This is a genomic window from Mesorhizobium yinganensis, from assembly GCF_040081985.1.
GTDB classification, from domain to species: domain Bacteria; phylum Pseudomonadota; class Alphaproteobacteria; order Rhizobiales; family Rhizobiaceae; genus Kumtagia; species Kumtagia yinganensis.
In genome coordinates this window covers 444,368-468,818 of sequence record NZ_JBEBMH010000003.1, presented here as the reverse complement: position 1 = coordinate 468,818, position 24,451 = coordinate 444,368, and the positions used below count along the sequence as shown (strand labels likewise).

Annotated in this window: 23 protein-coding genes; 9 read left to right on the top strand and 14 right to left on the bottom strand. The window is 62.0% G+C overall.

All coding sequences use genetic code 11. From position 1 onward, the window contains the following. Positions 1-41 precede the first annotated feature (41 nt). From hutC to ABMA59_RS09300, 8 genes are all read right to left on the bottom strand, one after another. The gene (gene hutC, locus ABMA59_RS09335) at positions 42-809 is read right to left on the bottom strand and encodes a histidine utilization transcriptional repressor HutC (protein ID WP_349005063.1); all 768 of its coding nucleotides are present in this window, start codon (positions 807-809) and stop codon (positions 42-44) included. Further along, positions 806-1,831, bottom strand: coding sequence for a zinc-dependent alcohol dehydrogenase (locus ABMA59_RS09330; protein ID WP_349005062.1), 1,026 nt, complete (start codon positions 1,829-1,831; stop codon positions 806-808). Before ABMA59_RS09330 ends, hutC begins: the two co-directional genes overlap by 4 nt. Before the next feature lie 4 nt (positions 1,832-1,835). Then, positions 1,836-3,164: a histidinol dehydrogenase gene (gene hisD / locus ABMA59_RS09325; protein ID WP_349005061.1), complete on the bottom strand. Its 1,329-nt coding sequence runs from the start codon at positions 3,162-3,164 to the stop codon at positions 1,836-1,838. A gap of 32 nt (positions 3,165-3,196) precedes the next feature. Then, entirely contained in the window at positions 3,197-3,997 is an 801-nt protein-coding gene (locus ABMA59_RS09320) for an ABC transporter permease (protein ID WP_349005060.1), read from the bottom strand. Further along, complete coding sequence (locus tag ABMA59_RS09315; RefSeq protein ID WP_349005059.1) at positions 3,994-4,938, bottom strand: ABC transporter permease; 945 nt, start codon at positions 4,936-4,938, stop codon at positions 3,994-3,996. Before ABMA59_RS09315 ends, ABMA59_RS09320 begins: the two co-directional genes overlap by 4 nt. 333 nt (positions 4,939-5,271) lie before the next feature. Next, positions 5,272-6,378, bottom strand: a complete 1,107-nt coding sequence (locus ABMA59_RS09310; RefSeq protein WP_349005058.1) for an ABC transporter substrate-binding protein — start codon at positions 6,376-6,378, stop codon at positions 5,272-5,274. Between the two features lie 22 nt (positions 6,379-6,400). Further along, complete coding sequence (locus ABMA59_RS09305) at positions 6,401-7,531, bottom strand: ABC transporter ATP-binding protein (RefSeq protein ID WP_425475886.1); 1,131 nt, start codon at positions 7,529-7,531, stop codon at positions 6,401-6,403. A gap of 133 nt (positions 7,532-7,664) precedes the next feature. After that, on the bottom strand, positions 7,665-8,432 hold the full coding sequence (locus ABMA59_RS09300; RefSeq protein ID WP_349005056.1) for an SDR family NAD(P)-dependent oxidoreductase: 768 nt from the start codon (positions 8,430-8,432) through the stop codon (positions 7,665-7,667). Between the two features lie 182 nt (positions 8,433-8,614). Here ABMA59_RS09300 and cysQ point away from each other — a divergent pair, with 182 nt between their 5' ends. From cysQ to holA, 9 genes are all read left to right on the top strand, one after another. Continuing rightward, positions 8,615-9,445, top strand: a complete 831-nt coding sequence (gene cysQ / locus ABMA59_RS09295; protein WP_349005055.1) for a 3'(2'),5'-bisphosphate nucleotidase CysQ — start codon at positions 8,615-8,617, stop codon at positions 9,443-9,445. 237 nt (positions 9,446-9,682) lie between these two features. Then, a complete protein-coding gene (locus ABMA59_RS09290) occupies positions 9,683-11,293 on the top strand; it encodes an ABC transporter substrate-binding protein (RefSeq protein ID WP_349005054.1) in 1,611 nt (536 codons plus the stop codon). 84 nt (positions 11,294-11,377) lie between these two features. After that, positions 11,378-12,364 carry an ABC transporter permease gene (locus tag ABMA59_RS09285; RefSeq protein WP_349005053.1) on the top strand — a complete coding sequence of 329 codons (987 nt, stop codon included), beginning with the start codon at positions 11,378-11,380 and terminating at the stop codon, positions 12,362-12,364. Continuing rightward, on the top strand, positions 12,361-13,188 hold the full coding sequence (locus ABMA59_RS09280; protein WP_349005052.1) for an ABC transporter permease: 828 nt from the start codon (positions 12,361-12,363) through the stop codon (positions 13,186-13,188). Before ABMA59_RS09285 ends, ABMA59_RS09280 begins: the two co-directional genes overlap by 4 nt. Then, on the top strand, positions 13,185-13,970 hold the full coding sequence (locus ABMA59_RS09275; RefSeq protein ID WP_425475885.1) for an ATP-binding cassette domain-containing protein: 786 nt from the start codon (positions 13,185-13,187) through the stop codon (positions 13,968-13,970). Before ABMA59_RS09280 ends, ABMA59_RS09275 begins: the two co-directional genes overlap by 4 nt. A 328-nt stretch (positions 13,971-14,298) precedes the next feature. Then, positions 14,299-15,096, top strand: coding sequence for an ATP-binding cassette domain-containing protein (locus tag ABMA59_RS09270; protein ID WP_349005050.1), 798 nt, complete (start codon positions 14,299-14,301; stop codon positions 15,094-15,096). A gap of 8 nt (positions 15,097-15,104) precedes the next feature. Next, positions 15,105-15,512 (top strand): hypothetical protein, encoded by a 408-nt coding sequence (locus ABMA59_RS09265; protein WP_349005049.1) that lies wholly within the window; start codon positions 15,105-15,107, stop codon positions 15,510-15,512. Between the two features lie 20 nt (positions 15,513-15,532). Continuing rightward, positions 15,533-15,958: a GNAT family N-acetyltransferase gene (locus ABMA59_RS09260; RefSeq protein ID WP_349005048.1), complete on the top strand. Its 426-nt coding sequence runs from the start codon at positions 15,533-15,535 to the stop codon at positions 15,956-15,958. Positions 15,959-16,044: 86 nt separating this feature from the next. Further along, entirely contained in the window at positions 16,045-17,091 is a 1,047-nt protein-coding gene (gene holA / locus ABMA59_RS09255; protein WP_349005222.1) for a DNA polymerase III subunit delta, read from the top strand. Positions 17,092-17,129: 38 nt separating this feature from the next. On the opposite strand, the gene ABMA59_RS09250 is transcribed toward holA, so the two are convergent. From ABMA59_RS09250 to rho, 6 genes are all read right to left on the bottom strand, one after another. Then, positions 17,130-18,005, bottom strand: a complete 876-nt coding sequence (locus tag ABMA59_RS09250) for a ParB/RepB/Spo0J family partition protein (RefSeq protein WP_349005047.1) — start codon at positions 18,003-18,005, stop codon at positions 17,130-17,132. Positions 18,006-18,050: 45 nt separating this feature from the next. Continuing rightward, complete coding sequence (locus ABMA59_RS09245; RefSeq protein ID WP_349005046.1) at positions 18,051-18,848, bottom strand: ParA family protein; 798 nt, start codon at positions 18,846-18,848, stop codon at positions 18,051-18,053. A 28-nt stretch (positions 18,849-18,876) separates the two neighbouring features. After that, a complete protein-coding gene (gene rsmG, locus ABMA59_RS09240) occupies positions 18,877-19,518 on the bottom strand; it encodes a 16S rRNA (guanine(527)-N(7))-methyltransferase RsmG (protein WP_349005045.1) in 642 nt (213 codons plus the stop codon). After that, entirely contained in the window at positions 19,515-21,389 is a 1,875-nt protein-coding gene (gene mnmG, locus ABMA59_RS09235; protein ID WP_349005221.1) for a tRNA uridine-5-carboxymethylaminomethyl(34) synthesis enzyme MnmG, read from the bottom strand. The genes rsmG and mnmG overlap by 4 nt, the downstream gene beginning before the upstream one ends. Before the next feature lie 95 nt (positions 21,390-21,484). Next, positions 21,485-22,819: a tRNA uridine-5-carboxymethylaminomethyl(34) synthesis GTPase MnmE gene (gene mnmE / locus ABMA59_RS09230; protein ID WP_349005044.1), complete on the bottom strand. Its 1,335-nt coding sequence runs from the start codon at positions 22,817-22,819 to the stop codon at positions 21,485-21,487. A 248-nt stretch (positions 22,820-23,067) separates the two neighbouring features. Further along, entirely contained in the window at positions 23,068-24,333 is a 1,266-nt protein-coding gene (gene rho, locus ABMA59_RS09225; RefSeq protein ID WP_349005043.1) for a transcription termination factor Rho, read from the bottom strand. Positions 24,334-24,451: the final 118 nt, after the last annotated feature.

The window sequence follows — 24,451 nt, the reverse complement described above, 5'->3', positions numbered from 1 at the left end:
ACCGAATTGAGAGCCTTTGCCGTCGCGTCTCCTCGCCAGCCTCAGTTGGACAAAGTCGGAGCGTAGCGGCTGCCGAGCGAATAGCTTCCGGCATAGGTGAAACTATTGACCGTGGCGATGACCGGCCCGGACCAGGTGCGGCGATGGAGGAGCAGGCACGGATCGCCCTGCCGAATCGCAAGGTGCCGAGAAACATAGGCATCGGCGGGAACGGCGGAAATCACCTGCTCCACCTCGGTCAGCGGCGTCGCTTGCTGCAAATAATCGTAGGTGGTCATGTGCGAAAAATCCTGCCGGTGATAATCGGGCACGAGGTTCGAATTGACGAAGCGCTCCTCGAGCTGCACGGGCACGTCGTTCTCGAAATGCGTGATGATCGAATGCCCGATCGGCTGCCGGCTGGTGAATTCGAACGCCGCCACCAGAACCGGCTCCGGTTCCGCGATTTGTTCAACCAGCACCACTTCGGCGCGATGGCGGCTGCCGCGCGCGCGGATCTCGCTGGCGATATTGGCGATCTCGATCAGCGTCGATTGCGGTTTCGGCGGCGCCACGAACGTGCCGACACCCTGGATGCGCAGCAGATGGCCCTCGGAGGTCAGCTCCCGCAGCGCCCGGTGCACGGTCATGCGCGACACACCGAGCGCGCTCACCAGCTCGTTCTCGGAGGGCAGCCGTTGGTCCTTCGACCATTTGCCGCTGCCGATGTTGGCCAGCACAAAATCCTTGACCTTTTCGTAGAGCGGGCTCGCCGTATCGGGCAGGCCAGTCGATGGTCCCTGCGAGGCAGAGGCGTCGCGATCGGTCATCGCGACAACCCGGTCATGCGGATAAGCGTCTTCAGCCCAGCGCTTTGGCCAGAAAGCAGCCGACGATAGGCGGCGGGTATATCGTCGATGCCGATCTCCTCATCGATCAGCCGCAGAAGCTGCGGCTGCAGCGAAGGCAGCAGGCCGACAACCTCGGCGAGTTCGTCGGCATAGACATGGCAGCCAACCAGCGAAATCTCACGCTCGACCAGCAGGTTGGGATCGAGATCGAGACGCTGATGCGCGATGCCGACCAGCCCGAGCGTGCCGCCGCCCGCAAGCAGGTCGATCAGCGCCCTGATCGCCGGCACGCTGCCGGTCGCGTCGAGCGCATGGCGGAGCGGACGGCTGTCGCCGAGAAGAGCCGCGACCGACCCCTTGTCGAGAGTGACCGGATGCGCGCCGGTCACCTCGGCCACGAGCTTCACACGGGCCTCATTGCGGTCCGCGACGAGCACCAAGCCATCATGCAGCCGCGACAAAAGGAGCGCAGCGAAGCCACCGATAGGACCGCAGCCCACGATCAGAATCGGCTCGCCTCTCGGTATATTTAGCCGGCGAATTGCATGCAACGCCACCGCTACCGGCTCGGCCATCGCCGCAATGCGCGGATCGAGCGCCGGATCATGGCTGACGAGCAGCCGCGCCGGCAAAGCCACTTCCTCGGCGAATCCACCGTCGCAGACCTCGCCGACGAAACCCAGCGTCTCGCAGACGTTTTTCCGCCCTGCCCGGCAGTTCGGGCAGGCGCCGCACCAAAAGCGCGAATCCGCGACGGCAGGATCGCCCGGCGAAAACCCCGCCACACCCTCGCCGACGGCCGTGATCACGCCGGCGAATTCGTGGCCGGCCGTGCTCGGGCTGCGCGAAATCCATTGACCGGTGCGGAAATTATGCAGATCGGAGCCGCAGATGCCGGCGGCGGCTACCTTGAGGCGCACCCAACCGGGCTCCAATTCGCCGGGGAGGGATATCTCCTCGACACGCAAGTCGCCAGCCGCATAGAGCCGTGCCGCCTTCATCGGCTCATGCCTTCGCCAGATATTTTTCGCGCACGGCCGACACCGCATGTTCATGCGACGAAAATCCCTCGTAACGTGCTAGTGTGCGCGCGGCCTTCGCGAATTGCGGATAGGCGGCGGCCGTGACGTAACCGATCGACGAACGCTTGACGAAATCGGTCACCGACAGCGGCCCGCAGGTGCGCGCCCAGCGGCTGGTCGGCAGCACGGCGTTCGGCCCAAGCCCGAAATTGCCGATCGACACCGGCGTGTGCGGTCCCATCAGGATTTCGGCCGCCTCGGTGATATGGCCGAGATGGGTGAAGGGATCGGTGGACAGGATCTCCAGATGCTCCGGCGCATAGTCGTTGACGAAGCGATAGCTCTCCTCGACCGACGGCGTCAGCACGATGCCGCCATAGGCCCCGGTCAGCACCGCGGTGGAGAAGGCGACGCGCTGTTCGGTCATGCGCGCCCAGTGTTCCGGCAACGCGGCAATAGCCTCCTCGGCGATGCGGCGGCTGTGGGTGACGAGATAGGCGGACGAATCCGGCCCGTGCTCCGCCTCGATCAAGAGGTCCAGCGCCGCCAGCCCGCCATGCACACTGTCGTCCGCGAAAATGATCGCCTCGGAAGGTCCGGCGGGCAGGCCGGGATCGATGGTTCCGGCCAGCAGCCGCTTGGCGGCCACCACCCACGGGCTGCCGGGGCCGACGATCTTGAGCGCCTTCTTCACCGTTTCCGTTCCGTAGGCAACCGCCGCCACCGCCTGTGCGCCTCCCACCTTATAGACTGTCTGGACCCCGGCGATGCGCGCCGCGACCAGCGTCGCGGCATCCACGGAACCGTCCGGAGCCGGCGGCGTGACGATGGCGAGGTCCGGCACACCGGCCACCACGGCCGGAACCGCCGTCATCATCGTCACCGACGGAAAGGCGCCCTTGCCGCGCGGCACATAGAGCGCGACGGAGCGGATCGGCGAAAAACGGTCGCCGGCATAGGCGCCGGGCCGAATCTCCTTCAGCCACATTGCCTCGGGTTTCTGTTCCTCATGGAAATGCCGGATGTTGTCGATGCCGAAGCGGATCGCATCCTGAACCTCGCCATCGACCAGCGTGAAGGCATGGTCGAACTCGGCCTCCGTCACCTTCAGCGCGCCGGGCTTGACGTCGGCCTTGTCGAAATCGCGGGAAAAACGCAGCAGCGCCGCATCGCCCTCCGTGCGCACCGCCTCGATGATCGGCCGCACCTTCTCGATGAAACCGGAAAGGTCGGTCTCCGAACGCTTCATCAGCGCCTCGCGCTGATCCGGACCAAGCTTGGCGAGTTCGTGAAAGGAGACGTTTATTTGCATGGCAGTTCCTTCCGGCCTTGGCCGGCCTGTGGTCACTTCGACTTGAGGAAAATTTCGAGCCCGACCAGCCTATCGAGCAACACGATGGCGAGGCCTGAGCAGGCGATGAACACCACCGAAATGGCGGCGAGGTCGGGCGTGATGATGGAACGGATCGAATTGTAGATCTGCACCGGCAGGGTCACGATGCGCGCATCGGTCAAGAGCAGGCTGACCAGGAACTCGTTCAGCGCCAGGATGAACATCAGCAGCGACCCGGTGATGACGCCCGGCATCACCGCCGGCAGCGTGACGAAAAAGAAAACCTGCAGTGGCGGGGCGCCGCAATTGGCCGCGGCGAGTTCGAGGTCCGGATCAAGGCCGGCCGCACTCGCCGTCACCGCCCAGATCATGAAGGGCAGGTTGATGACACAGCAGGCTATACCCACCGGCCAGAGCTGGCCCAGAATGCCGGCATTGCCAAAAATGAGCATCAGGCCGATGCCCGAGCCGATAAGTGGAATGGTGAAGGGCAGAAGCAGGTAGGTCTGGATCGTCCGCTCGAAACGCACGCCATACTTGGCGAGCGCGATGCCGGCCAGTGTGCCGACTGGAATGGCAACGACGGTGCAGACGGCCGCAACCCACAAAGTGCGCACAAAGGCATTCCGCAGGTCGCTCGCCTGCGAGATCGCCGCGTACCATTTCAGCGAAAAACCGTCAGGTGGGAAGGTGATGATGTTGCCGGCGGTGAAGGAGGCGCCCAGCACCACGATGGTGGGCGCAGACAGCGTCACGATCGCCACGATGACGAAGGCCCACAGCACCAGTCTCTTGGACAGCGGCTCGGTCATCGGCGCTTCCTCGATACGGCAAGCGTGCCCGCGCCGAACAGCGCGAAGACCAGGCCGACAACGATCGACCCCAGCGCCACGAGCATCAGCGCCAGTGTCGCGCCCAGCCCCTGGTCGGAAGTACGGAAGAACTGGTCGTAGATCGCATTGGCGATGAAATCCTGCGAGCCGCCGCCAAGAATGGCCGGCACGGCGAAATCCGTCAGCGACAACGTCATCACCACCACCCCTGCGCCGATGAAACCCGGCCGGCAGAGCGGCAGCACGACATGACGGAAGCTGCGCGCCCAGTTGGCGCCAAGCGAGCCGGCGGCCGCTTCCAGTTCTTCCGGGATCGCCGTCAACGCCGGCGCCAGCATCAGCACCGCGAAGGGCAGCATGTATTGGATAAGGCCGAACAGCACCGCCGGATAATTGTAGATCAGCCGCATCGGCGGGATGCCGACCAGGCCGAGTGCCTCGTTCACCATGCCCTGGTTGCCCAGGATGATCAGCCAGCCATAGGCGCGTACCACCTGGCCGATGAAGAAGGGCAGGAACAGTGCGATAAGCAGGATCTTTCGCAGCGCGGACGAGCTCGTCCGCACCATCAGATAGGCATAGGGGAAGGCGAAGATCAGCGTGAGGGCGGTGACGATGACGGCCGCCAGAAAACTGCGCCAGGCGACGACGGCGAACAGCGGTTCGGTGACGGCGCGATGATAATTAGCCAGCGAATAATTGTCCGAAAGCAGGAAGGTGTTGGTGTCGAGCGTGCGCAGGCTGGCATCGGCCATCTGCAGCAGACCGAGCACCAGCAGGCCGACCAACAGCAGCGCCGGCGCCAGCATCAGGTATGGCGTGGCGCGCGCCATCGAGCGTGGCCATACGGCCGCCGCAAAACCTTCCAGCGCATCCATGATGCGCCAGGAGAGGGGATAGGCCGTGCGTGATGTCGCCATCAAATTCCTAACTCAAATGAGCGCCGTCTCACCCTCCCCCTTGCGGGGGTGAGGAGTGGTCCGCGAAGCGGACGAAAAGCCAACGATTTGGCTTTTCGAACGACGAACGCCCGGAGCGAAAGCGGAGGGCGAGGCGCGACGCTCGGAGCGAAGCGAAGCCGACAAGGCGGGGGTGGGGTCGCTTCAGGATGGAGTACCTCTTGAATGACCCATCCCCCTGTTCAATCTTCCACTCGTCTTTCTCCGCGCCCCTGCCCTCCGCTATGGCTCCGGGCGTTCGAAACTCGAAAAGCCAAATCGTTGGCTTTTCGCCGGCCTCCGGCCGGACGTTTCTCACCCCTGCATGATCGCCTTGAATTTTCCGAACCAGTCACTCTCGTTCTCGACCTGCACCTTGGACGAGATGCGGATGAGGTGTTTGAAATCCTCTTCCTTGGTCGGGTAGGACGGGTCGCCGACGAGATCGGCGGGCGGCGTCAGGCCGGGCACGACGCCCGGCAGGCCGAGGCCGTCGAGCCAGACCTGCTGCGCGTCCTTGGTCAGCGCGAAATTGATGTACTGCTTGGCCCAGTAGAGTTCGTTCTCGGGCAGGCCCTTCGGGATCCACAGTCCATCCGTGTCGAACTTGCAGCCCTCTTCCGGGACCACCCATTTGATGTCGATGCCGTTCTTCTTGGCTTCGCGAGCGTTGGTGGAGATTGTGCAGGCGGCATCGATCTCGCCGTTCTGGAACCAGGTCGTGAAGTCCGGGTCCTCGCCGAGCAGCGGCTTCTGCGCCTTCATCTTGGTGATGAAATCCCAGGCCGGCTGCATGTTGGCTGGAATGTCCTCCAGCTTGCCGCCCCCGGCTACCTGCGCCGGAAAATGGAAACCGATGCCGTCATTGTAGAAAGCGACCCTCCCCGTCAGCTTCGGGTCGAGCAAATCCTTCCACGATTTCGGCGCACCGTCCGGGAACGCTGCCGGCCGGTAGGCAAGCACGTAGACATAGCCATAGGTATTGACGATCGGATAGCCGTCCAGCCCGACCGGCTTGGCGAGATCGGTGACGTCCTTCAGGTTGGAAAGATCGGACAGGTCCTCCGTCACGCCCCGCAACGCCGATTTGGTGGCGTTGGTGGTCGTGTCCCAATTGATATGGATCGGCGGCACGCGCTTCTGCGCCACAGCGGCCCACACTTTCGGCTGGATCTCGTTGTCCTCGGTGAGATCGTGGCGGACGGCGATACCGGTCGCCTTTGTAAAGGGGTCCGACACGCCCGCCTTTAAACTGTCGACCCAGCTTCCGCCCCAGGCGCGCACGATGATCTCGGCGGGTTTAGGCGGCTCCTGCGCGAAGGCTCCGCGCAGACCGAGCGCCGATGCGCCCCCGAGCGCAGCCGCCCCCTGCAGCAAGGTACGGCGATTGACAAAAGGCATGGACAATTTCTGCTCTTTCATTGTCGTTCTCCTCTGGTTGACTCTATGAAAATACGAGCACGTCCCGGGCATTCCAGCCGAGGAACACCTTCGAACCGATTTCATGCTGGGAATGGCCTTCGGGATCATGGTCGAAGACCCTGAACAGCAAGCCGCCTAGTTGAGGGACCGTCACCTCGTAGACGACTCGCTCCCCTTCGAAGATCGCGTCCGACACCACGCCATCGAGAATCTTGTTCAGCTCCGTCAGTCGGCTGGCTTCGCCCGCGATCCTGATCTGTTCGGCGCGGATCGCACCCGACGCGGTTCCGCCAATCTTAGGCGGCGACCGCTGGTCGCTGGCCGCTCCCTGGATTTCGACGTCGTCATGAACCAGCGACACAAGGCCACCCTCGACCTTCCGCACGGTGCCCGTAAGGAAATTGGTCACACCAATGAAATTGGCGACAAAGGCGTTGTGCGGCTGCCGATAGGTCGTTGCGGGTCGGGCGATCTGCTGGATCTCGCCCTTGTCCATGACGATGATCTCGTCCGAGACGACGAGGGCCTCACGCTGGTCGTGGGTGACGTTGATTGTCGTCACTCCGAGTTCCCGCTGGATGCGGCGGAACTCCAATTGCATTTCCTCGCGCAGCTTGCGGTCGAGCGCGGCAAGTGGCTCGTCGAGCAGCAAAAGATCCGGCTCGAACACCAGCGCGCGGGCGATCGCCACGCGCTGCTGCTGGCCACCGGAAAGCTCGTGGATTCGCCGGCCGCCATAGCCGCCGAGTTTCACAAGTTCCAGATAACGTTCGACTTTTTGAGGAATCGTACGGGCGTCGCGCCTTCGCATTTTCAAGGGAAAGGCGACGTTCTCGGCGGCGGTCATGTGCGGGAACAACGCCAGCCGCTGGAACACCATCCCGATCGAGCGCCTGTGCGGCGGCACGGCACTGACGGCATCGCCATTGATAAAGATTTCGCCGGAGGTGGGCGTCTGGAACCCGGCGATCATTCGGAGCAGCGTCGTCTTGCCCGAGCCGGACGGGCCGAGAATCGTCAAAAACTTGCCCTTCGGCAGGTCGAAGGACGCATTTTTCACCGCATGGATCCCATCGAAATCCATGCCGACGTTCCGCGCCGCGACTGCGAACGGCGGGGCCTTCGCGGCATCTTTTGCCGCCGCCGCCCGCATCGCCTGCTGCATGCTTACCCTCCAAACAGCGCGTGGCGCGGCCGTTAACTCGTATATACAACCTTATACAAGCGGGAATCCGTTCGGTAGACAAGAGTTTTCGCTTCGAAAGCCGGATTAAATTTCGCCGGTTTCAGATGGACGCGAGATAGCCGCCGTCGATCGGGATGCAGTGTCCGGTCACATAGGCCGACGCTTCGCTCGCCAAGAAAACCACTGTTCCGCCAATATCTTGCATGGTCCCGAAGCGCTTTTGCGGAATTTTGTCGAGCATGGCCTGCTGCCAGCCGGCATCCTGATAAAAAACATCCGTCATAGCTGTATGGAAATAGCCGGGCGCGATGGCGTTGACGCGGATTCCGAGCGGCGCCCATTCGGTGGCCAGCGCCCGGGTCATGCCCAAAAGCCCCGTCTTCGAGGAGCCGTAGGCCACGGCGGTGGGGATGCCGACATAGGAAGTCAGCGAACAAAGATTGACGATCGCACCGCCTTTTCCATTTGATTCCATAATCTTGGAGGCGGCCTGGGCGGCAAAGAAGGCGCCTTTCAGATTGGTCTCGACGATGCGGTCCCACAGGGCTTCATCCACTTCCAGCGAGGGACGGACCTCCTCGTAACCGGCATTGTTGACGAGGATGTCGAGGCCGCCGAGTGCTTTCGCGGCCTCCTTGATGGCTTCTGCCGACGCGCTGACGTCGCTGACGTCTTGCGCCTGGACGACACATCTGCGGCCGAGTGCCTTGATCGTAACCTTTGTTTCCACGAGCGAATCCAGCTTCCGCGCGGAGATGGCGACATCGGCGCCGGCATCGGCCAGAGCCACTGCGATAGTTTGGCCTATGCCCCTGCTGGCTCCGGTCACAAACGCCTTGCGGCCGCTGAGGTCGAAAAGATTGGTCATGCCGATGCCCGGATGGAGGAAAATTTGCCGATCCAGCCAGCGGAGCATGAAATCGGGAAGCTTGTCTATACATCCCAGCCATGCGCGTGAATTGCGGGGCTAATGTCTTGATCGGTCTGGATTTTGACAAACCGGTGCGCTAGGCCAAGACGAAAGATTTCATACAAAATTCGGCAAGCCCAGTGCCCCTGACGCCAAAAACCCTGATCGAGATCGGCCTTGCCGCCGGCCGCGAAATCATGGCGGTTTATGCCGACAGCACATTTCGCCATATTCACAAGGGCGACGGCTCGCCGGTGACCGAGGCGGACCAGAGGGCGGAAGCCGTTATTCTTCAGGCGCTTAGCTCTGAAGCGGCCGATATACCGGTGATTGCCGAAGAGGAGGTTTCCGCCGGCCGGGTGCCAGAGATTTCGGACCGGTTTTTCCTCGTCGACCCGCTCGACGGGACGCGCGAATTCATCAACCGCAACGGCGAGTTTACGGTCAATATCGCCTTGATCGAAAAGGATAAACCGGTTCTGGGCATGATCTACGCCCCGGCTCTGGGTCAGATTTTCGTGGCTGCGAAAGGCACCGCCTGGCGCGCCGATGTGACCCATGGGCTGGCCGACGAATTGCGGCCGATCAAGGCGCGGCCGGTGCCAAAACGCCTCGCCGCGGTCGGCAGCCGCTCGAATTGTACAGACGAAACAATGGTTTGGCTGGAGCGCTTCGATGTCGATGGCTTCGTCTCGCGCGGTTCCTCGCTCAAATTCTGCCTGATTGCGTGCGGCGAGGCAGACATCTATCCGCGTTTCGGGCGCACCATGGAATGGGACACCGCGGCGGGAGACGCGATCTTGCGCGCCGCCGGCGGAATGACGGCGACGATCGACGGGATTCCAATGACTTACGGGAAACGAGGCCAGGCAGGCGAGGCGGATTTCGCCAATCCCGCCTTTGTTGCCGTGGGCGATCCGGCGCTGCGCGACGCATCTGGCAGGCCGATCCTTGCCGCGGCAAGTCCGTAATTTCGTTCCCGATCATAGGCTTAGGCGGAAGGGCAAGGTATCGGAGGTCAGATGCGCTGACGCGGAGCTCTCACGCGCTTGCCGGAACCGGTCTTTTCCCCGTTTTGTGCTTCCACGGCACGCCGATTTCCTGACAAGCTTGTGCCAGCAACATTTCCTTCCTCGCCCCTTGTGGCTGACCGGCTTAATCTGCCTAATTGATGCTGGGCAAGGACGCCGAGCCAGGGACCCACGACAATGCCGCTTCTGCCGATTTCGAGACGTTCACTGCTTTCTGGTACGGCGGCTCTGCTCGCCTCGACCGCCCTGCCGTCGAGCCTCTGGGCACAGACACCGACGAAAGGCGGCCGGTTGATCGTCGCCGCCGATTCCGAACCGCGAAACCTCAACCCCGCCATGGTCGCCTCGAACGGCGTTTTTTTCGTATCGAGCAAGGTGGTTGAGCCGCTGGCCGAGGCTTCTTTTGAAGGCAAGGACGGATTGGAGCCACGACTGGCGACCAGTTGGGAAGGGTCCGCCGACGGGCTGACCGTCACCTTCAAGCTGCGCGAGGGTGTGACCTGGCATGACGGCAAACCCTTCACCTCCGCCGACGTGGCTTTCTCCGCGCTCCAGGTTTGGAAACCGCTGCAGAATCTCGGCCGCGTGGTGTTCAAGGATCTGGAGGCCGTCGACACGCCGGACGAACACACCGCCATCTTCCGCTTCTCGAAACCGACGCCGTTCCAGCTTATCCGCAACGCCCTGCCGCCGCTGACCAGCGTGCTGCCGAAGCATCTCTATGAAGTCGGCGAGATAGATAAGAATCCGGCTAACAATGCCCCGGTCGGCACCGGCCCGTTCAAATTCGCAGAATACAAACCGGGCGAATACTACCGGTTGGAGAAAAACACCTCCTATTGGGGAAAGGACCTGCCCTATCTCGACGAGATCGTCTATCGCGTGCTGCCCGACCGCGCGGCGGCGGCCGGTGCGCTGGAGGCGGAAGAAATCCATCTCGCCGCGTTCTCGGCGGTGCCTTTGGCCGACCTCGCCCGCATCTCCAAAGTTCCAGGCATCGCGGTGGTTTCACGAGGTTATGAGGGGCTTACCTATCAGCTCGTCGTCGAGATCAACCATCGCCGCAAGGAACTGGCCGACCTCAAGGTGAGGCAGGCGATCGCCCATGCCATCGACAAGAAATTCGTGGTCGACACGATTTTCCTCGGCTACGCGACGGCATCGACCGGCCCGGTGCCGGTCAACGACAAGCAGTTCTATACGGGTGATGTCCCGCAATATTCATTCGACGTGGCCAAGGCCAACGCCCTGCTCGACGAGGCCGGCTACAAGCGCGGCGCCGACGGCAACCGGTTCTCGCTCAAACTTTTGCCGGCTCCTTATTTCAATGAGACGCGCCAGTTCGGCGATTATCTGCGTCAGGCTTTGGCCGCCGTCGGCATCGACGCGCAGCTTGTCAACAACGACGCCGCCGCCCACCAGAAGGCGGTCTACACCGACCATGCCTTCGATCTGGCGGTGGCGCCGCCTGTGTTCCGCGGCGACCCGGCGATCTCGACCACGATCCTGGTACAGAGCGGCATTCCGGACGGCGTGCCGTTCTCCAACCAGGGCGGCTATAAGAACGACGGCATCGACGCGCTGATCGCCAAGGCAGCCGAGACGATCGACCCTGCGGCACGGACCGAGCTATACCGCGAGTTCCAGAAAAAGGTCGAGGAGGACCTGCCGCTGATCAACGTCGCCGAATGGGGATTCATCTCGGTGGCGCGGACGAGCGTGAAGAACATCGCCAACAACCCGCGCTGGGTGGTGTCGAATTGGGCGGATACGTGGGTGGAGGCGTGAGGCGCCCGTACGACTTGCGTGGAGTCGTTGCGAATGCTCAATTCCTGAGGTGAGCGCAACCCTCCTCGCATTTTGCCGGCGGTCATGACCCGCATCCGAAAGCTCATCCTCCGCCGGCTGGTCGGCGCTGTTCCCGTGCTGGCGATCGTCATCGTCGGCGGGTTTTTCCTTCTGGAGGCCGCACCCGGCGACGCCGTCGACGCCTATGTGGTTTCGATCGGCGGCGATGCGAAAATGATCGAAGAGCTGCGGCAATCCTGGGGTCTCAACCAGTCAGCGCTGGCACGGTTGGGTTTTTACCTCTGGTCGCTCGTCCACCTCGATCTCGGGCAGTCCGTATCCTTCTCCCGGCCGGTGCTCGACGTGGTGCTCGAGCGGCTGCCCAACACACTGCTGCTGATGGGCAGCGCCACCGCATTGTCGTTCTCGCTCGGCTCGCTGCTGGGACTCTTTGCCGGCTCACGGCCGGGCAATTTGCGTGACCGCCTGCTGTCGATCGGCTCGCTCGCGCTTTATGCCGTGCCGGGGTTCTGGCTCGGTCTGGTGCTGACGGTTGTCTTCGCTGTTCAACTGCGTTGGCTGCCGGTGAGCGGCATGGAGACCATTGCTTCCGGCAAGCAGGGTCTGGAGCGGGCGCTGGACATCGCCCGGCATCTGGTGCTGCCGGTGGCCAGCCTCGGTTTCATCTATCTGGCGCTTTATCTCAGGGTCATGCGCGCTGGAATGGCCGAGGCCTGGCGTATGGATTTCGTGCTGGCCGCCCGGGCCCGCGGCGTACCGCGGCGGCGCATTGCCATCCGACATGTCGCGCGAAACGCGCTGCTGCCGCTGGTGACCATGCTCGGCCTGCAATCCGCCGCGATGCTGGGAGGAAGCGTCGTCATTGAAAGCCTGTTCTCCGTGCCCGGCCTCGGCCGGCTGGCGCAGGAGGCGGTGAGCGCGCGCGACACGCCGCTGCTGCTCGGCATCATCCTAGTCAGCGCCGTCCTGGTGATCCTCATCAACCTCGTCGTCGATTGCCTCTACGCAGCCCTCGATCCGCGAGTCGGCGCAAGTGAGGCGGCAGCATGAATGCCGCGCGGTTCTTCCGGTCGCCGGAGGCCGTCGCCGGTATGGTGATCCTGGCGGCGCTAGCTGCGATGGCGCTTCTGGCGCCGGCGCTGTTTCCCGCGGACCCGCTCTCCATTGCCGGACCGCCGCTGACCCAGCCCTTCCAGGACTGGGCACATCCCCTGGGAACCGACCGGCTTGGCCGCGATGTCCTCGCAGGGCTCTTTCACGGAGCGCGGACATCGCTGGCAGTCGGGTTGGCCGCCGCGGCCGCTGCAATCGTGATCGGCAGCATGGTCGGCACCGCGGCCGGTTTTGCCGGCGGCTGGACCGACGAGGTTCTGATGCGCATCACGGACGCGTTCCAGACCGTCCCTGCCTTCCTGCTGGCACTGGCTTTCGTCAGTGTCGTCGGACCGTCGCTGACCACCGTCGTGGCGGCTATCGCACTTGGCGCATGGACCGGACCGGCGCGCATCGCACGCGCCGAGATCCTGTCGCTGCGCGAGCGCGATTTCGTCGCGGGGGCACGGGTCGTCGGCATGCATCCGGTGGAGATCGCGTTGCGCGAGGTGCTGCCCAATGCGCTTCCGCCGGTGCTGGCGCTAAGCTCTGTCATCGTCGCGGGCGCAGTCCTGATTGAGGCGTCGCTCTCCTTCCTCGGGCTTGGCGACCCAAACCGAGTGACCTGGGGGGGCATGATCGCCGAGGGGCGGACGGTGCTGCGCTCGGCGCCCTTCCTGTCGATCATTCCCGGCATCGCGCTGGTCCTGTCGGTGCTGGGTGTCTACCTGACCGGCGAAGGCATTGTTGAGGCATCCGCCGCGCGCAGGAGTCTATCCTGAAACCGCTGCTGGGGATTTCAGGACTGCGCGTCCGCTATCGCTCCGGCGTCTCGGAAGTGGAGGCGTTGCGCGGCATCGATCTGTCACTCGGCGCCGGCGAGCGCGTCGCGGTGATCGGCGAAAGCGGCTCGGGAAAGAGTTCATTGGCGCTGGCAGTTGCCGGTCTGCTGCCGCGCGAGGCGACTGGCGAAGGCATCATCCGATGGCCGGGACTGGCCGAGCCGCCTCGCAACGGAAAAGATGTCGGCTTCGTGTTCCAGGATCCCGGCGGTACGCTCGATCCTGTCATGTCGGTCGGCGCGCAGGTCGCGGAAGTGGCGGAGGTGAACCTGGGACTTTCGCGGCGACGGGCCGTGGCGCTGGCAGTTGAGTTGTTCGAACGCGTGCGGCTGCCTGGCGCGCTCTTGAAATCTTATCCGCACCAGCTTTCCGGTGGCCAGCGGCAACGTGTCGGCATCGCCGCGGCGATCGCGGCCGGTCCTGCGCTGCTGATCGCCGACGAACCGACCAGCGCGCTGGATACGATCGTGCAAGCCGAGATCGTCCGACTGATCGACCGGCTGGTCCGCGAAACCGGCATGGCTCTCCTCATTGTCAGCCATGACATTGCGCTGGCTGCTACCGTCGCCGACCGGATTGTCGTGCTGAAGGACGGCGCGGTTGTGGAGGCGGGCGAGACCGCCGAAATTGTGGCTCGGCCGAAGGCGGACTATACACGTGCACTGCTTGCGGCGTGTTTGACGCTGGATGGATCGGCAGGAGTTCTGGAGGGCAGAGCATGAACTCCAAATGTTCCTGTGCCTCTAGCTGGCTGCCGGTTTCATCCGTTATTCTGCAGACAGCTTATCCGACCCGATCCGGCTTCGCCGGCTCGTTTCGGCATCACCCCCTCACCGGCCCTTCGGGCCACCTCTCCCCCTACCCGGGGGAGAGGAACCCAAGCTGGAAAAGCGTCGGCATTGCGGCAGTGCATTTCCTCTCCCCCGGGCCGGGGGAGAGATGCCGTGCGAAGCGAGGCGGCGAGGGGGTGGTGCCTCGAAGTCCTGCCGCAGGCGAGGCGTCGAGGATCACGGCGGCACTTTTTGCCCCGTCCTATCCGTGGCACGATCGATGACCGGCCCGCTGCTCTCCGCCACCGAACTGCGAAAAGCCTTTCGGCGCGACGATGGCCGCTTAGCAGCACTGGCCGGCGTCGATCTCGAACTTGCAGCGGGCGAAACGCTGGCACTGGTCGGGCCTTCCGGCAGCGGCAAGTCGACGCTGGCGCGGGTGCTGATGCGGCTGCTGGAGCCGGATGCCGGCACCTTGCATTTTTCCGGCCAGGACCTCTTGGCGCTGCGGGGGTCAAAACTGCGCGCGCTGCGGCGGCGCTGGCAAATGGTGTTCCAGGATCCGCTTGCCGCTTTCAATCCGCGCGCCACGGTGGAGCGCGTGCTGGAGGACCCGCTGCGCGTCCATGGCATCGTGGCCCGCGCCCAGCGCCCGCAGGCGGTCGGCGCGCTGCTGGAAAGGGTCGGCTTGCCCGACAATTTGCGTAGCCGCCGCATCCATGAGATTTCCGGCGGCCAACGGCAGCGCGTGGCAATCGCCCGTGCAATGGCGACCGCGCCGGAGCTGATCGTGCTGGACGAGGCCGTGTCGGCGCTCGACGTTTCGGTGCGTGCCGAAATCATGGCGCTGCTTCACGGCCTGCAACAGGAGAAGAATATCGCCTATCTGTTCATTTCTCACGATCTCGCTTTGGTGAGGGAAGCCGCCCACCGCGTTGCCATCATGGACCAGGGGCGGATCGTCGAGACGGGAGATGCGCGGCAGGTCATCGCCACGCCGGCGTCACAGATGGGAAAGGCGCTGGTGGCGGCTGCGATGAAGCTGCCGCGGCGCGACGGAACGGAGACCGACCGATGAACGACAGCATGGCCCGCGCCGAGATTCTGAGCCGCGGACTGGATGCCGCGTTTCGCAACCGCACCGATCTCTGCAGGCTGTTTTTCGAGGAACCCGAATCCCGGTTGGGGCCGGCGGAAGCCGAGGACGTCATGATTGCCGTGGTAGAGCGGCGCGGCCGCGAGGTCGCGGCTGCGGCCTTCTCCGGGTTCGGCCCGAACGACGCGCGGTCGATCGGCGAGGCTTTCCTGGCGGTCAGTCCGGGCCGCATCGCTGGCGCTTTCGACCTGGACTGTTCGAGGCGACTGGGGTGCGGTTCTCCAATGCGACCTGGACGCCCGGACATAGCGACGGCTGTTGCCACATCAGGCTGGAAGACCGTGATGGTTGAGATAGAATCGTTTGTCTGGAGAGGGCGACACCTTCGGAACGGCTAAAATGATCTGGGAGCGAGATCGTGGAGATAAGAATCGCCGCGGATGAGGCAGGTAAGGCGGCCTGTGCGAAACTGCGCCGCGAGGTCTTCATCGGCGAGCAAGGTGTCCCGGAACAGGACGAGGTCGACGGACTGGATGGCATCTGCACGCATGTGCTCGCGACATCGGACGGAAAGCCGGTGGGCGCCGCCCGGTTCCACGTGGTCGGCGGCGCCGTCAAGATCCAGCGGGTCTGCGTGTCCAGGGATTTTCGCGGAAGAGGCGCCGGTGCTTCGCTGATCCACTTCATCGTCGACCATGCACGGTATCATCGGCTGGCCCCTTACGCTCGGCTGGGTTCGCAAACCCATGCATTCGAATTTTACCGGAAACTCGGCTTCGAGGCCTATGGCGACGACTATATCGATGCCGGCATTCCGCATCGCGACATGCAGTTGAAGCTCTGACTGCACATTTTTGAACGGCTGAGCCTGAGGTCGTCACGGATGATTTGGCATGACCTATGCGCGTGCATCGTGATATCTCGCGGGGCATGGGACAGCTCAAGGCACATGAGGTCGATGGTTGGTTGGCGCGGCCGCAAGCCGGGGTGCCCATCGTCCTGATCTACGGGCCCGACCGGGGTTTGGTCAGCGAACGGGCGCGGCGTTTTGCCGAGAAGTCCGGCGTGCCGCTCGACGACCCGTTCTCCGTGGTCAGGCTCGATGCCTCCGAGCTCGACAAGGACTCAGGCCGGCTGGTCGATGAGGCCAATACGCTGCCGATGTTCGCGGGCAAACGCCTGCTATGGGTGCGCAACGCGGCCGGCCAGAAGGCGCTGGCCGACGACGTCAAGGCGCTGTGCGCCGCTCCGCCGCCGGACACCACGGTGCTGATCGAGGCCGGCGACCTCAAGAAGGGTGTCGGTCTGCGCTCGACGGTCGAGGCTGCCAGACAGGCGATCGCCCTGCCCTGCTACAGCGACGATGCGCGCTCGGTCGATACGGTGATCGATGACGAGTTGAGCGGCGCCGGCCTGTCGATCGATCCGGAGGCACGCGCCCTGCTGCGCCGCAATCTCGGCGGCGACCGCATGGCGACCCGCGCCGAGGTCGCCAAGCTCGCGCTTTACGCCCTGGGCCAGGACCGCATCTTGGTCGACGACGTCCGCGCCCTGACGGGCGACGTCTCGTCCATTTCGGTCGACGAGGCGGTGGACGCCATACTGGAAGGCAATCTCGCCGCTTTCGATACCGCCTATTCACGCCAGGCGCTCGGCACCAGCCAGGCCTATGCCGTGCTGTCGGCTTTGCAGCGGCAGCTCCTCTCCCTCCAGGCGATGCGGGCGGTCATGGAAAGAGAGGGTGGCAATCCAGCGTCGGCCGTCGCCGCGGCAAGGCCGCCGGTGTTCTTCGCACGCCGCAAGCTGGTGGAACAGGCGCTCGCGCGATGGCCCAGCCGGACACTTGCCCGCATCCTGGAACGGCTGCACGAAACGGTCTTGCTCACCCGCCGGCGTCCCGAACTCGCGGTTGCCGCGACTCATCGAATGCTTATGGACATCGCCCGCGACGCGGCGCGCGGCGGCGCAAATCGCTAGTTCGAATGCCGACTAACGAAATGGCTAGACAGCTTCGTCTAATTCTTTAGCCGGCGGCATAATTCGTCTAGCTGTTCCAGGCTGCGATAGGCGATACGTACTTCGCCGCCCTTCTGCTTGTGGTTGATCAACACTTTCAACCCTGTCACGTCGGAAAGCAATTTTTCCAAGGCGATGGTATCCGCCTCCTTCTCCGCAACTGGCCTTGGAGGCGTGTCGACCTGCGCCTCCACCGGCTGCTGTGCAAGCACCTCTGCCTGGCGCACCGACAGCCCGTCTTCGACGATCCGCTTGGCCAGCGCCGCCGGATCGGGGGCCGTGACCAAGGTGCGGGCGTGGCCGGCCGACAGTGCACCGTCGATCAGCAAAGCGCGAATGTCATCTGGAAGCTTCAGAAGCCTCAATGTGTTGGCAACATGGCTACGGCTTTTGCCGATCACCTGGCCGAGGTCGGCTTGCGTATAGCTGTGGTCGTCGATGAGCTGCTGATAGCCCATCGCCTCTTCGATGGGGTTGAGGTCCGTCCGCTGGACGTTTTCGATGATCGCCAGTTCCAGCGCGGTGCGGTCATTCACGTCACGCACGATCACCGGTATTTCTGCAAGACCTGCACGTTGCGCCGCGCGCCAGCGACGCTCGCCGGCGATGATCTCATAACGGCTCGCATTATCGGCGGCGGGGCGCACCACGACCGGCTGGACAATACCGTGTTCTTTGATCGACTGCGCAAGGTCAGTCAGATCGGCATCGCCAAACGCCCTGCGAGGATTGCGCGGATTGGGCTGGATGAATTCGATCGGTACCTTGCCGTCGCTCGGCGCAACCGCCTGCCGTGCGACCGGCGGCTTGTCGATCTCGCCGATGAGAGCCGCAAGGCCACGGCCCAATCGCCGCTTGGAAACGTCTTCGTTCATAATATCTTGCCTAAATAACGCTTCTGGATCGCTGATGGTCTGAACTCACGCGGCTCGCAATTTGCGTTCCTGGCGAATGACCTCCGACGCAAGCTGAAGGTAGGCCTGACTTCCGGAGCATTTGAGGTCGTAAAGGATTGCCGGCTTGCCGTAGGATGGCGCCTCCGATACGCGCACATTGCGAGGAATGATCGTATTGTAGACTTTGTCGCCAAGATGCGCACGAACGTCGTCGACCACTTGATTGGCGAGATTGTTGCGGCCATCATACATGGTCATCACGATGCCCTGGATGGCCAGATCCGGATTGATCGTCTGGTGAACCTCTTCAACGGTCTCCAGCAATTGACTCAGTCCCTCCAAGGCGAAGAACTCGCATTGCAAAGGAACGAGCACAGAGTCAGCAGCCGCCATCGAGTTCAACGTCAACAGGTTGAGCGAAGGCGGGCAATCGATCAAGATATAGTCATAGAGACCTACTCTAGCCGCGGACGCCCGAACCGCATTGCGCAAACGCAACACGCGGTCCGCTGTTCCCGCAATCTCCATTTCCACCCCCAGAAGATCGAGCGTGGACGGAACGATGGAGAGGCCAGGCACGGCCGTCGCCATTGCCGCCTCTTCCAGGCTCAATGCTCCAGTGATGACGTCATAGGACGAAGATGACCGGTCGCGCTTGTCGATGCCCAGTCCCGTGCTGGCATTCCCTTGGGGATCGAGGTCGATCAACAACACATGTTCGCCGATAGCAGCGAGCGCCGTCGCCAAATTAATCGCTGTCGTTGTCTTGCCGACGCCGCCCTTCTGGTTGGCGATAGTGATGATGCGGGGAGTGCTGGACATTCGATTGTGCCGCAAATAGCTATTTCGTTTATTGCGGACGAATTCGCTCGAGTCTCCTGATCTCCAGGACCACGCTTTGCGATTCAACCACGCTGGCATGTTCTATCAGTTCATAGCTCCACGAGTGAGAACTTTCTTCAACCTCGCGGCGATATTCACGGCCTTTGTGAAAATAGCCCGTTGCGCCTCCTGACAAGAACGGCTCGCCGAGCCCCAGAAGCTGCGAGAGAGGGGCCAGGGCACGCGAACTTACCGCGTCGGGCATTTCTATCTTTCCGCGCACACCCTCAATTCGGTGCGCATGCACGGTGGTTGGCAATGTAAAGAGGCCGCTCATAGCCTGTAGAAAGGCCGCCTTTTTCCGATTGCTTTCTATCAGGTGGACATGAGCACCAGGGCTCTCACGAAGCAGGATTGCCAGAATCAGACCGGGAAACCCTCCCCCGGACCCCAAATCAACCCATCGGAGCGCGAGCGGCGAAAGGCGCCTGAGCTGAGCGCTATCCAAGACATGTCGATTCCATGTCTCTTCCAGCGTGGAGGGAGCGACAAGGTTCGTCACGCGGTTCCAACGATGGAACTCGGTTAGAAAATTCTGAAGAACAACAAATGTTTCACGTGAAACAGGCCCGGCAATCTTGACAAGCTCGTCTAAAGCCCTGTCATTCACGCCGCCGAGCTCCTTGCAAGCCGTTCACACTCCCTGACACGCGCCACGATGATCGCCATTGCGGCCGGTGTCATTCCCTCCACCCGCTCCGCTGCTGCTACAGTCGCTGGCCGATGCCGTGTCATCTTCTGCTTCAGCTCGTTGGAAAGACCCGGCAGAGAGGAGTAGTCGAGATCAAGTGGAAGGGATCTATTACCATCCCTCTTTAGCTGCTCAATATCGGATGCCTGCCGATCGAGGTACACTGCGTAGTTCGCCTCGATCTCAAGCCCCTCGGCCGCTCGCTCCGCCAGACTTCCCAACTCCGGCCACACTTTAACCAATGCCGCCAAATCGTTCCCGGGATAGGACAGCAATTCAAAAGCAGTCCGGCGTCGCCCGTCCATGTTAACGTTAAGGCCGAACCTTTGACCTTCATTCGGGGTCAAGGAAAGAGATTTCGCAAGGTCAATTGCGGTAGACAGCTCCGCTGCCATCGTTTCAAAGGCTTTGATCCTGCCGACAGATGCAGCGCCTAGCTCCATCGCTCGCGGAGTGAGCCGCGTGTCCGCGTTGTCCGAACGCAACGAAAGCCGGAACTCCGCCCGTGACGTGAACATCCTATAGGGTTCCGTCACACCTCGACCGGTCAAATCATCGACCAACACGCCGATATATGCTTCCGAACGCCCTAGCGCTATTCCTTCAGAACCACCGGCAACCCGCGCGGCGTTGAGGCCCGCAAGCAGTCCCTGGGCCGCTGCCTCTTCGTAACCGGTCGTTCCATTGATTTGGCCAGCAAGGAATAGTCCATGCAGTCTCCGTGTCTCGAGCGTCGCCTTCAACTCTCGTGGATCGATGTGATCGTATTCGATGGCGTAGCCGGGTTGGAGCATCTTCGCGTCCCCAAGTCCCGGGATGGTCTTCAAGATAGCGAGCTGAACGTCCTCCGGTAACGAAGTCGATATGCCGTTCGGATAGACGATTGGATCATCCAAGCCCTCGGGCTCTAGAAAGATCTGGTGGCCATCGCGGTCACCGAACTTGACGACCTTGTCTTCTATCGACGGACAGTAGCGGGGTCCAATTCCTTCTATCGAGCCGGAATACATTGCTGACCGATGCAGGTTCTCGCGGATCAGTCGGTGAGTTTCCGCCGTCGTTCGGGTTATACCGCAGTCGATTTGCGGGTTCTTAATGGTACTGGTGAGCAACGAGAAGGGCACCGACTTCTCATCGGCTACCTGCCGGTCCAAGCCCGACCAATCTATTGTTGCCGTATCCAGACGGGGAGGAGTACCGGTTTTCAGGCGCTTCAATTCGAAGCCGGATTTCAGAATCGAGTCTGATAGTTTCTCCGCGGCCTTTTCATTCATCCGGCCGGCTGCAAAGCGAGTTTCGCCGATATGGATAAGTCCGCGAAGAAACGTACCCGTGGTAAGCACCGCCGCGGCACAGCGAATTTCCCTTCCGTCTGCCAGGCGGACGCCCTGAACGTTTCCTTTTACCGTGACCAGTTCTGCAATTTCGCCCTCGATAACTGTGAGGCCTGATTGAGAGGCGATGAGTCCCTGCATTGCACGCCGATACAGCTTACGGTCAGCTTGCGTGCGAGGACCGCGGACAGCCGGACCCTTGCGCCTGTTGAGCAATCGGAACTGGATTCCTGCGGCATCGGCAGCCACACCCATAAGACCGTCCATGGCGTCGATTTCGCGGACTAGCTGGCCCTTGCCGATGCCGCCGATCGCGGGATTGCAAGACATGGTCCCAATGGCATCGGCACGCATGGTGACCAAGGCAGTCTTGGCGCCGATGCGCGCGGAAGCAGCGGCGGCTTCGCAACCAGCGTGGCCGCCACCCACGACGACAACGTCATAATGCATTGTGATCGTATTCATGACGCCATTGCATTAGGCGTCCGCAACTTCCTGTCAAGCATCTACCGTCGTTTCACGTGAAACTGCGCCGGAATGTTTCACGTGAATCATTTGCCGATGCAAAACTGCCCGAAAATTACGTCCAACAGGTCTTCAACGTCTACCGCGCCACTAATGCGGCCTAGTGCGTTGGCTGCAAGCCTTAGTTCCTCAGAACGCAGTTCAAGACCGATGTTCCCATTCTTCAGCGCCGCGCTCAGATGTCCGGCACCTAGCCTCAAAAGTTCTACATGACGCAACCGCCATGGAACGAGTTCACCCAACCGGGGGATATCCGTTTGCGCCCTAGCAGCGATACAGTCGATTAGGTCCTGCAGGCCCTGTCCGGAAACACATGAAATAGCAAAGTCATAGCCCAAAGCTTCGCGGCAATTGGCCAAGAGATCCAACTTAGTTCCGACCTTCAAAACCCTCTGCTTGAGTTCGTCGGCTTTGACGGGAAGTGGCTTGGTCATGTCCTCCAGAATCAGAACCAGACCGGCAGCCTGCGCACGCGCGAAAGCTCGCTCTATCCCAAGGCGTTCCACTAGTCCGTCTGTTTCGCGAATCCCCGCCGTATCGGTCACGCGAACTTTAAGCCCATCGATGTCCAACACGATTTCGATCAGGTCACGCGTCGTACCGGGTTCGGGCGTAACTATAGCCACGTCGCGCCGCGCCAGGGTATTCAGGAGACTCGATTTCCCAGCGTTCGGCGCTCCGAGAAGAACAACATCAAAACCGTCTCTGAGAACCTCGGCCTTGCCATAGCCTGCGATATGCGCCTCAATGCCATCACGAAGCGCCGCGACGTCTTCCCAGACCATATCTGAAACCGAACCGGGAATGTCGGACTCGTCCGAAAAATCCAATTCAGCTTCGATCAGCGCACGCGCCTGGATCAACTGCATTCGCCAGTCCGCATAGAGCGCGGCGTGTCCGCCGTTACCATTTTGGGCCGCGAAGCGGCGCTGCGCCTCTGTCTCGGCAGTCACCAGATCGGCCGTGGCCTCCGCTGACAGCAGATCCATTTTGCCACTCTCGAATGCTCGCCGGGAGAATTCGCCGGCCTGAGCCAAGCGGCATCCTTTCAATCCACAAATGGACCGCAACAACGCATCAACCACCGCGCGCCCGCCGTGAACGTGAAACTCCGCAGAGTCCTCGCCCGTAAAGCTGTGCGGCGCCGGAAAGAAGAGAACCAGGCCCGTATCAAGCGGAGACCCGTCGGGCAGTCGCAATGTCCCAAAGCGAGCGATCCGCGGTGCTGGGACTGAACCGGCCAACAAAACAACAGCAGCCTGGACCATAGGTCCACTAAGGCGAACAACTGCAATCCCCGATGGCAGTTGTCCGCTGGAAAGGGCGACGATCGTATCCCGTGCCGTTGGCGCACCATGCATCGGTCATACCTGTAAGAAAATATCCCGGCGGTCACGGTTAACGGCTTAGGACATCATTTCGGTTCCGAATCGAAATGTCGAAGTAGGTCAAGGCCAATTTGAAGGCCTAAGTCATTACGGAGGTGAAATGAATTCGGCCTTTCACGAATGACCTTGGGGGGCCGAGCCCGTGCCCGCCTTCAAGGCCTTCCAATCTGGGAGGCCTGCTCGCCTCCCGGGCCACCAAGCGTCGCTGACTTTAGCGCAAATCAAGTATTCATAGAATCGAAGAAATCGGAGTTCGTCTTCGTCTGCTTCAGCTTGTCGATGAGGAATTCGATCGCGTCGGTCGTTCCCATCGGTGCGAGGATGCGGCGCAACACGAAGACCTTCTGGAGATCCTGGCGCGGCACCAGGAGATCTTCCTTGCGCGTGCCGGACTTGAGAATATCCATGGCCGGGAAGATGCGCTTGTCCGCCACCTTGCGGTCGAGCACGATTTCCGAATTGCCTGTGCCCTTGAACTCTTCGAAGATCACTTCGTCCATGCGGCTGCCGGTATCGATGAGGGCTGTCGCGATGATGGTCAGCGACCCGCCTTCCTCGATGTTGCGGGCGGCGCCGAAGAAGCGCTTGGGGCGCTGCAGGGCGTTGGCGTCGACACCGCCGGTCAGCACCTTCCCGGATGACGGCACCACCGTGTTATAGGCGCGGCCGAGGCGCGTGATCGAATCAAGCAGGATGACCACATCGCGGCCATGCTCGACCAGGCGCTTGGCCTTCTCGATGACCATCTCCGCCACCTGGACATGCCGCGCCGCCGGTTCGTCGAAGGTCGAGGAGACGACCTCACCCTTCACCGAGCGCTGCATGTCGGTAACCTCTTCCGGCCGTTCGTCGATCAGGAGGACGATCAGGTAACATTCCGGATGGTTGGTGGTGATCGAATGTGCGATGTTCTGCAACAGCACCGTCTTGCCGGTGCGCGGCTGCGCGACGATTAGGGCGCGCTGGCCCTTGCCTATCGGTGCAACCAGATCGATTACGCGCGGCGAGATGTCCTTGGTGGTCGGATGTTCCACTTCCATCTTCAGGCGCGACGTCGGATAGAGCGGCGTAAGATTATCGAAATGGATCTTGTGCCGGATTTTCTCGGGGTCGTCGAAATTGATGGAATTGACCTTGAGCAGCGCGAAATAGCGCTCGCCCTCCTTGGGGCTGCGGATCGGCCCTTCGACGGTGTCGCCGGTCTTCAGCGAAAAACGCCTGATCTGCGACGGCGAGATATAGATGTCGTCGGGACCGGGCAGGTAGTTGGCATTGGCCGAGCGCAGGAAGCCGAACCCGTCCTGGAGCACTTCCACCACACCGTCGCCGATGATCTCGACGTCCTGGGCCGCCAGCTTCTTCAGGATCGCGAACATCAGCTCCTGCTTGCGCATGACACTGGCGTTCTCGACATCGAGCGATTCGGCAAAGGCGATCAGGTCGATCGGCTTCTTGTTCTTAAAGTCCTGTAATTTCATTTCCTGCATGAAGATGCCTTGGGAGGTGGGAAAGCTATCGGCGGATGCGATGAGCGTGCCTGCGCGACCGACTGCGAACAAAAATTGGCTGGTGCGTGGCGGAGAGGAAGACCCTGCTTTTATCGCC

Coding starts and splice junctions, on each gene's coding strand:
- hutC (WP_349005063.1), bottom strand. CDS start 809: ATGACCGATCGCGACGCCTCTGCCTCGCAGGGACCATCGACTGGCCTG.
- rho (WP_349005043.1), bottom strand. CDS start 24,333: ATGCAGGAAATGAAATTACAGGACTTTAAGAACAAGAAGCCGATCGAC.
- ABMA59_RS09270 (WP_349005050.1), top strand. CDS start 14,299: ATGACCGGCCCGCTGCTCTCCGCCACCGAACTGCGAAAAGCCTTTCGG.
- ABMA59_RS09330 (WP_349005062.1), bottom strand. CDS start 1,831: ATGAAGGCGGCACGGCTCTATGCGGCTGGCGACTTGCGTGTCGAGGAG.
- ABMA59_RS09250 (WP_349005047.1), bottom strand. CDS start 18,005: ATGAACGAAGACGTTTCCAAGCGGCGATTGGGCCGTGGCCTTGCGGCT.
- ABMA59_RS09280 (WP_349005052.1), top strand. CDS start 12,361: ATGAATGCCGCGCGGTTCTTCCGGTCGCCGGAGGCCGTCGCCGGTATG.
- holA (WP_349005222.1), top strand. CDS start 16,045: ATGGGACAGCTCAAGGCACATGAGGTCGATGGTTGGTTGGCGCGGCCG.
- ABMA59_RS09245 (WP_349005046.1), bottom strand. CDS start 18,848: ATGTCCAGCACTCCCCGCATCATCACTATCGCCAACCAGAAGGGCGGC.
- ABMA59_RS09285 (WP_349005053.1), top strand. CDS start 11,378: ATGACCCGCATCCGAAAGCTCATCCTCCGCCGGCTGGTCGGCGCTGTT.
- ABMA59_RS09300 (WP_349005056.1), bottom strand. CDS start 8,432: ATGACCAATCTTTTCGACCTCAGCGGCCGCAAGGCGTTTGTGACCGGA.
- ABMA59_RS09310 (WP_349005058.1), bottom strand. CDS start 6,378: ATGAAAGAGCAGAAATTGTCCATGCCTTTTGTCAATCGCCGTACCTTG.
- ABMA59_RS09290 (WP_349005054.1), top strand. CDS start 9,683: ATGCCGCTTCTGCCGATTTCGAGACGTTCACTGCTTTCTGGTACGGCG.
- hisD (WP_349005061.1), bottom strand. CDS start 3,164: ATGCAAATAAACGTCTCCTTTCACGAACTCGCCAAGCTTGGTCCGGAT.
- ABMA59_RS09320 (WP_349005060.1), bottom strand. CDS start 3,997: ATGACCGAGCCGCTGTCCAAGAGACTGGTGCTGTGGGCCTTCGTCATC.
- ABMA59_RS09265 (WP_349005049.1), top strand. CDS start 15,105: ATGGCCCGCGCCGAGATTCTGAGCCGCGGACTGGATGCCGCGTTTCGC.
- ABMA59_RS09315 (WP_349005059.1), bottom strand. CDS start 4,938: ATGGCGACATCACGCACGGCCTATCCCCTCTCCTGGCGCATCATGGAT.
- ABMA59_RS09305 (WP_425475886.1), bottom strand. CDS start 7,531: ATGCGGGCGGCGGCGGCAAAAGATGCCGCGAAGGCCCCGCCGTTCGCA.
- mnmE (WP_349005044.1), bottom strand. CDS start 22,819: ATGCATGGTGCGCCAACGGCACGGGATACGATCGTCGCCCTTTCCAGC.